Source organism: Reyranella sp. (assembly GCF_004297265.1).
Lineage (GTDB): Bacteria > Pseudomonadota > Alphaproteobacteria > Reyranellales > Reyranellaceae > Reyranella.
Genome location: NZ_SCUT01000062.1, coordinates 72561 through 79920, shown reverse-complemented (window position 1 = coordinate 79920; position 7360 = coordinate 72561). Strand labels below are relative to the sequence as shown.

At 67.1% G+C, this 7360-nt stretch carries 5 protein-coding genes and 1 pseudogene; 3 read left to right on the top strand and 3 right to left on the bottom strand.

The window, feature by feature from the left end; genetic code table 11:
• The 3 genes and pseudogenes from EPO41_RS28225 to EPO41_RS28215 all read right to left on the bottom strand — a co-directional run.
• Window positions 1-318 (bottom strand): annotated as a pseudogene (locus tag EPO41_RS28225) (serine/threonine protein kinase); the annotation flags it as partial.
• Window positions 315-2123, bottom strand: coding sequence for a stimulus-sensing domain-containing protein (locus tag EPO41_RS28220; RefSeq protein ID WP_296332587.1), 1809 nt, complete (start codon window positions 2121-2123; stop codon window positions 315-317). The pseudogene EPO41_RS28225 and the gene EPO41_RS28220, both read right to left, overlap by 4 nt.
• Window positions 2092-2787 (bottom strand): response regulator transcription factor, encoded by a 696-nt coding sequence (locus tag EPO41_RS28215; RefSeq protein ID WP_296332585.1) that lies wholly within the window; start codon window positions 2785-2787, stop codon window positions 2092-2094. Before EPO41_RS28215 ends, EPO41_RS28220 begins: the two co-directional genes overlap by 32 nt.
• 120 nt (window positions 2788-2907) lie before the next feature.
• On the opposite strand from EPO41_RS28215, the gene EPO41_RS28210 reads away from it, so the two are divergent.
• The 3 genes from EPO41_RS28210 to EPO41_RS28200 all read left to right on the top strand — a co-directional run bounded on the left by EPO41_RS28210 (window position 2908) and on the right by EPO41_RS28200 (window position 7315).
• Window positions 2908-3627: a DUF2470 domain-containing protein gene (locus EPO41_RS28210; protein WP_296332584.1), complete on the top strand. Its 720-nt coding sequence runs from the start codon at window positions 2908-2910 to the stop codon at window positions 3625-3627.
• Between the two features lie 182 nt (window positions 3628-3809).
• Window positions 3810-5417 carry a phosphoenolpyruvate carboxykinase gene (locus EPO41_RS28205; RefSeq protein ID WP_296332581.1) on the top strand — a complete coding sequence of 536 codons (1608 nt, stop codon included), beginning with the start codon at window positions 3810-3812 and terminating at the stop codon, window positions 5415-5417.
• A 50-nt stretch (window positions 5418-5467) separates the two neighbouring features.
• A complete protein-coding gene (locus EPO41_RS28200) occupies window positions 5468-7315 on the top strand; it encodes an adenylate/guanylate cyclase domain-containing protein (RefSeq protein WP_296332579.1) in 1848 nt (615 codons plus the stop codon).
• Window positions 7316-7360 lie beyond the last annotated feature (45 nt).

The following is a 7360-nucleotide window of genomic DNA, read 5'->3' as shown; positions in this document are numbered from 1 at the left end:
ATCCACCAGCAGGGCGATCGTCGCCCGCGCGAGAAGCTGGGCGCGGCCGAGCCTCACGATACCGACACCACGGACTTCCAGCAGGCCCGCAAGCGTGCCGGGCGGCGTGCCGACGAGGGTTCGGCCCTGGTGGATGAGCGCCGTCTGATCGTCCGCCACCAGTCGTGCGCCCGCCTCGACGAGACGAAGCGCGAGATCGGACTTGCCGGCGCCCGAAGGTCCCCGCAGCAGGACGCCGCGCCAGCCCTTGCCGGCGCGCAAAGCGACACAGGTCGCGTGAACGAAGGTCGTGACCTTGATCGCCGCCCGGGTCGTCACTTGCGGCCGCTGGCCGCGGGCAGCCGCACGGTGAAGCGGGCGCCCAGCACCCTGCCGTCGGGGCTGCGCCGGTTGGTGGCGGTTATCGTGCCGCCATAGGTCTCGACGATCTGGCGGCAGATCGACAGGCCGAGGCCGGAATGCTGGCCGAAATGTTCAGTCGGACGCTCGGAATAGAAGCGCTGGAAGATCGATTCGAGATTGTCCTCGGGAATGCCCTGGCCTTCGTCGTCGATGGTGACGACGAACGGGCCGTTCCGCGATTCGCGGCCCAGCTCGACGAGGATGCGCGAGCCCCTGGGCGCGAAGGAGAGCGCATTGTCGATGACGTTGCGGAACACCTGGCCGTAGCGGCCGTCGTGGCCGTGCGCGATGAAGGGTGGATTGGCGGCGACGCGGAACTCGACCTCGACACCGGACTTCTGGTTCGCGGTCACCGCATAGTGGTGGACCATGTCGCGCAACAGCTTGTCGAGATCGACCGGCCGCACCTCGCCGCGCATCAGCTCGGCGTCGAGCCGCGAGGCGTCGGAGATGTCGGAGATCAGCCGGTTGAGCCGGTTGATATCGTCCATGACGATGCTCATCAGCTTGGCGCGGCGCTCCGCGTCGAGATTGGGATGGCCCGCCATCTCGATGGCCGAGCGAAGCGACGTCAGCGGGTTCTTGAGTTCATGCGCGACGTCGGCGGCGAAGCTCTCGATGGTGTTGATCCGCAGCCACAGCGCCTCGGTCATCGAGCGCAGCGCGTCGTTCAGGTCGCCGATCTCGTCGCCACGCTTGCCGAGGTCGGGAATCTCGGGCCGGCTCTCGCGCGCCAGGCGCACTTCGTCGGCGGCGCGGGCGAGGCGCACGATCGGCTGCGTGATCGTGCCGGCGAGATAGAGCGACAGCAGCACGGTGATGCCGAGCGCTGCCGCGGCGATGGTCAGCATGTCGTAGCGGACTTCGCGCAAGGAGGCGGCAATGGCGCGGTTGTCGCGCGTCAGGAGGAGGGCGCCCAGCACCTGCTTGTAGCGCTGCACCGGCACCGCGGCGCTCAGCATCAGCCGTCCCTGGCCGGCGCTGCGCACGGCCGACGCGTTGAAGCCGCGCAGCGCGCTGGCCGCCTCGGGGAAGTCGCGCAGGGTCGGTACGGGCTTGTCGATATACTCCGGATAGTGGTCGACGCGGGAAAGCTGGCGGGCGATCCAGTCGCTGATGCGCTCGCCGATGCTGGCTTCGGCTTCGGCCTCGACAGGCATCTCGGGCGGAGGCAGCGGAACGACATGGATGCGTCCCAGCTCGTTCAGCATCGCCGAATCGCCCAGCAGCTCGCCGGTCTCGCTGAACAGGCGCGCCCTCACGCCGGTCGGACGGACCAGCCGCGTCAGCAGCTGGCGCGCGGCCTCGGTGTCCATGCGGTTCACCGTGGTCTCGCCTCCAACCACCGCGACCTCGCCGATGCCGGCCGCCACCATCTCGCCCTGCACCAGAAGCGAGGCGAGCTCGGTGTCGATCAGCTCCTCCTCGTAGTCGCTGAGATAGACCGCACCGAGCGTCAGCAGCGCGACCGGGATGAGGTTGAGCAGCAGGATGCGCCGCGTGAGCGGAGAGTAGCCGCGGCCGGCGCTGCGCCGCCGGCGCAGCAGCGACGGCGACTCGGCCGCGCCGGTCGGTGCAGCACCGCTGGTCGCGGCTGGCGCCCTGCGCAACATGCGCGGGACCAGCCGGCCGAGCGCCGTGGCGATCCGGGAGCCTGTGGTCTGATGCCCGAGCGGTCGTGCGCCGGGGTCAGGAGTCGCGATATCGGTATCCGATGCCATACAGCGTTTCGATCTGCTCGAACTCGCCATCGACCTCGCGGAACTTGCGGCGGACGCGCTTGATGTGGCTGTCGATGGTGCGGTCGTCGACGTAGATCGTCTCGCCGTAGGCCGCGTCCATGAGCTGGTCGCGGTTCTTCACGTGCCCGGGCCGCTCGGCGAGCGACTTCAGGAGCAGGAACTCGGTGACCGTGAGGTGTACTTCCTTGCCCTTCCAGGTGCATTGATGGCGGCTCGGGTCGAGGACCAGCTCGCCGCGCACGATGCGCTCGGCGGCGGATTCGCCCTTGGCGCCGCCGGCATCGGCCCGGCGCAGCACGGCGCGGATGCGCTCCAGCAGGAGGCGCTGCGAGAACGGCTTGCGGATGAAGTCGTCGGCGCCCATGCGCAGGCCCAGCACCTCGTCGATCTCCTCGTCCTTGGAGGTGAGGAAGATCACCGGGAACTGCTGCGTCTTGCGAATGCGGTTCAGCAGTTCCATGCCGTCCATGCGCGGCATCTTGATGTCGAAGATGCCGAGATCCGGGGGCGACTGGTTGAGGCCTTCCAGAGCCGATGCACCGTCATTGTAGGTCTTGATCTGAAACCCTTCGGCTTCGAGCAGCATCGACACCGACGTGAGGATGTTGCGGTCGTCGTCAACGAGGGCGATGTTCTTGCGCACGGCTTGGCTTCTCCTGCAGCGGACAACGGCTCTTGTATCATGCTATCATAGCTTGGACCGCCGCCGCCGCCTTCCGGTCCACGATATTCAACGAACAATTGCGGCTTTTTTGATCCGAATATGACCCAAGACGACATGCCCCGCACCGTGCGCGGCCTCTTGCGCGCCCTCGACCGGGCTTCCCTGGCCACGCTCCTGCCGGGCGAACCGGCCGGCTGGCCCTATGCCTCCCTGGTCCTGGTGGCGGTCGACCACGACCTGTCGCCAATACTTCTGATGAGCGATATGGCCGAACATACAAAGGCAATCAAGGCGGACGGCCGCGTCTCCCTGCTGTTCGACGGGACCGGCGGGCTCGACCAGCCGCTGACGGGCCCGCGGGTGACCGTGCTGGGCCGGGTCGAGCGGACCGGCGACGAACGGCTGAAGGCGCGCTTCCTGGCGCGTCATCCGGACGCCGCGCTCTATGCGGGCTTCAAGGATTTCGGTTTCTATCGCATCGCGCTGGAGCGGGCCCATCTGGTTGGCGGCTTCGGCAAGATCCGCTGGATCGATGTGGCCGAACTCGCCCCGCCGCAGGCTGAGGGCCTTGTCGAGGCCGAGGCGGGCATCATCGACCATATGAATGCCGATCACGCGGATGCCATTCAGCTTTATGCCGCAAAGTTGCTCGGCCGGGCCGGCGACGGCTGGAAGATGACGGGAATCGATCCCGAGGGAATCGATCTGCGGCGAGGAGGGGAGGTGGCCCGCCTCGGGTTCGATGCGCCGTTGCAGGCGGCCGGCGAGGCGCGCAAGATTCTGGTGAACATGGTGGCCAGGGCCCGCTCGATGCCCTGATTCACCGTGGCGAAGCCATCGGTTTCGCGCCGCAGCATTCTTCTCGCGAGTGCGAAGGCCGATTCACACGCCTGTCGACACTAACTTGTCGCAAGGGGCTTGCCTCCCCGCAGCCCTGCCAGTAGCGCATAGTATTGAAATACCTTCGCCATTCGGATCGGCCGGAAAGCAGGAGAAACGCTGTGCATCAGGCGGGCTTCATCGTACCCAAATTTGGACTGGAAGCGCTCGGACTCAAGAACCTGAGCAATGTCTACTGGAACCTCCAGGTTCCCGCGCTCTACCAGGAAGCGATTCGCCGGCACGAAGGCGTGGTGGCCGACGGCGGCGCGCTGGTGGTGCGCACCGGCATCCACACCGGCCGCTCGCCCAACGACAAGTTCATCGTCGAGGATTCCGAGAGCAAGGGCCGCATCGACTGGGGCAAGACCAACAAGCCGATCACGCCCGATCGCTATCGTGCGCTCTACAACCGCATGATCGCCTATGCGCAGCGCCGCGACCTGTTCGTGCGCGACTGCTGGGCCGGCGCCGACCCCGCCCATCGCATCGGCGTGCGCGTGGTCAACGAGACGGCGTGGCACAATCTGTTCGCGCGCAACATGTTCCTGCGTCCGAAGCCGGAGGAACTCGAGGGCTTCAAGCCGGAGTTCACGATCCTGAACCTGCCGGGCTTCCAGGCTGACCCGAAGCTCGACGGCACGGCCTCGGACTGCGCCATCCTGGTGAACTTCACCGAGCGCGTCGTGGCGATCTGCGGCACCTGGTATGCTGGTGAGATCAAGAAGTCGGTGTTCACGATCCTGAACTACCTGCTGCCGGACAAGAACGTCCTGCCGATGCACGCCTCTGCCAACCTCGGCCCGAACGGCGACGTCGCGGTCTTCTTCGGCCTGTCGGGCACCGGAAAGACAACGCTGTCGGCCGATCCGACGCGCACGCTGATCGGCGACGACGAGCATGGCTGGGCCGAGGACAGCCTGTTCAATTTCGAGGGCGGCTGCTACGCCAAGGTCATCAAGCTCAGCCGCGAGGCCGAGCCGGAGATCTATGCGACGACCGGCCGCTTCGGTACCGTGCTCGAAAACGTCGTGATCGATCCGGCGACCAGCCGCCTCGACCTCGACGATGGCGCCCATACCGAGAACACCCGCGCCTGCTATCCACTCGACTTCATCCCGAATGCCTCGACGACCGGCATCGCCGGAACGCCCGAGAACATCGTGATGCTGACGGCCGACGCGTTCGGCGTGCTGCCGCCGATCTCGCGGCTCTCGCCGGAGCAGGCGATGTACCACTTCCTCTCGGGCTACACGGCGCGCGTCGCCGGGACCGAGAAGGGCGTGACCGAGCCGCAGGCGACCTTCTCGACCTGCTTCGGCGCGCCGTTCATGCCGCGCCATCCGACCGTCTATGCCAAGATGCTCGGCGAGAAGATGGCCCGCCAGAACGTGAAGTGCTGGCTGGTCAACACCGGCTGGTCAGGGGGCGGCTTCGGCGTCGGTGAACGCATGTCGATCCGCCACACGCGCGCGATGGTGCGCGCGGCGCTCGACGGCACGCTGGCCTCCGTCTCCTCCACGACCGACCCGCACTTCGGCATGCAGGTGCCGAGCGCCTGCCCGGACGTGCCCGGCGAGGTGCTGAATCCGAAGAACACCTGGAAGGACAAGAAGGCCTATGACAGCGCCGCGCGCGACGTCGCCCAGCGCTTCGAGAAGAACTTCCAGCAGTTCGAGAGCCACGTCGACGACAAGGTCAACAAGTCGGCCATCCGCGCCGCCGCTTGACCTGAGGGGACATCGCTTCCGCGCGGCGGACATCCTATGATGCCCGCCGCGTGAGCCAGACTGCCGAAACCTCTCCTGCGAAAGCCGCCGTGCGCCGCCCTTGGCGGCTGCCGTTGGTCGCCGCGCTGGCACTCGCCTTCGTCTCGCTCTCGCTGATCTCCGGCGCCGCCTACATCGTCGTGCTGGCCGGTGCGACCGGCACTGCCGATCGGCTGCTGGTCGACCGGGCCGCCCGCGTGGTCGATGCCCAGGTGGCGATGGTCCGCAGCCGCCTCGATCCCGTGAGCGAGCAGCTCGAGCTGGTCGCGGCCCTCGCCGCCGGCGGCCGCATCGACATCGAATCGCCGGTCGCGGTGCGTGAACTGCTGGCCGTGATGATGCAACAGGTGCCCGCCGTCTCGGCGGTCGGCTTCGCCACGCTTGATCTCAAGCTTCACCGCGCCGTGCGCGAGCCCGATGGCACGATAGAGCGCGAATCGCTCTCGCTCGTCGACCAGCCGCAGGGCATGGAGCGCTTCCGCCAGCTCCAGACGGCGCAGCACACGTTCTGGGGCGCCCTGTTCTGGAGCGAGACGATCAAGCAGCCGGTGGTCAACGTGCGCACGCCGGTGCGGCGCATCGACAATGCCTTCATCGGCGGCCTGATCGCCACGGTGGCGGTCGGCGATCTCTCCTATCTCATCGGCGATCCCAAGACCGGCGGCGACGGGCGCTATTTCATCCTGGTCGGCCGTGATCACGTGCTGGCGGCCCGCCGGCTGATCGATCCTCGCGGTCTCGGCCTTTCCGAGCAGCGACCCTTGCCGACCATCAAGGAGGTGGACGATCCGGTCCTCGCCAAGATCTGGGATCCGCCGGTCCGTTCGCCGCAGATCGATCGGGCGCTGGGGTCCCTGGGCCATGTCGTCGAGGAGGGCGGGCGGCGCTGGGTGTTCGTCTATCGCGAGCTCAGGCGGTTCGGACCCGAACCCTGGCTGGTCGGGCAGTATTTCCCGATCGAGGACGCGACCGGGGACCTCGACCGGCTGACCAACGGGGCGATCGTCGGCGGCATCACGCTGGCCGTCGCCGCGTTGTTCGCCCTGGTGATGGGGCTCAGCATGGCGCGGTCCATCCGTACCCTGACCTCGGCGGCCGAGCTGATCGAGCAGCTCAGGTTCGACGAGCCGTTCCATCGCAAGTCGCGGCTGCGCGAGATCGACGACGCCGGCCACAGCCTCGACAAGGCGCGCGGCGCGCTGAAATGGTTCGGCGCCTACGTGCCGCGCCGCCTGGTCTTCGGCCTGATGGAACTGGGCGAGGATGCGGTGGCGTCGCGCCGTCGGGTCGTCACCGTGATGTTCACCGACATCGTGGGCTTCACGCCGCAGGCCGAGGAACTGCCGGAGCAGGAAACGGCCGACATGCTCAATCATCATTTCGCGCTGCTCGGCAGCTGCATCGAGAACGACCAGGGTGTGATCGACAAGTATATCGGCGACTGCGTGATGGCGGTGTGGGGCGGCCTTTCTCCCATGGAGGACCATGCCGACCACGCCGTCCATGCTGCGCTCGAAATGGGGCGCGTCGTGCACGAGGACAATCTGCAGCGCATAGCCGCCGGCCAGAAGGCCGTCCGCCTGCGCGTCGGCATCCATTCGGGCCCGGTGATCGTGGGCAACATCGGCGCGCCGGGACGGGTCAACTACACCGTGGTCGGCGACACGGTGAACGTGGCGCAGCGCTTCGAGCAGATGGGCAAGGAGTTCATGGGCCCCGACGAGGACGTGATCATCCTGGTGAGTGGCGACACGATCGCGGCGATGAAGCATCCCGAAGCGCTGGGCGAACTGCCCAAGCCGGAGCTGCGGCACGTGAAGGGCAGGGACGAGCCGGAACAGGTGTATCGTCTCATGTGATGAGGTGCTGCGCTGGACGGGATGCTGTTTTCGCAAGTAGTGTTC

Coding starts and splice junctions, on each gene's coding strand:
- EPO41_RS28210 (WP_296332584.1), top strand. CDS start 2,908: ATGACCCAAGACGACATGCCCCGCACCGTGCGCGGCCTCTTGCGCGCC.
- EPO41_RS28220 (WP_296332587.1), bottom strand. CDS start 2,123: ATGGCATCGGATACCGATATCGCGACTCCTGACCCCGGCGCACGACCG.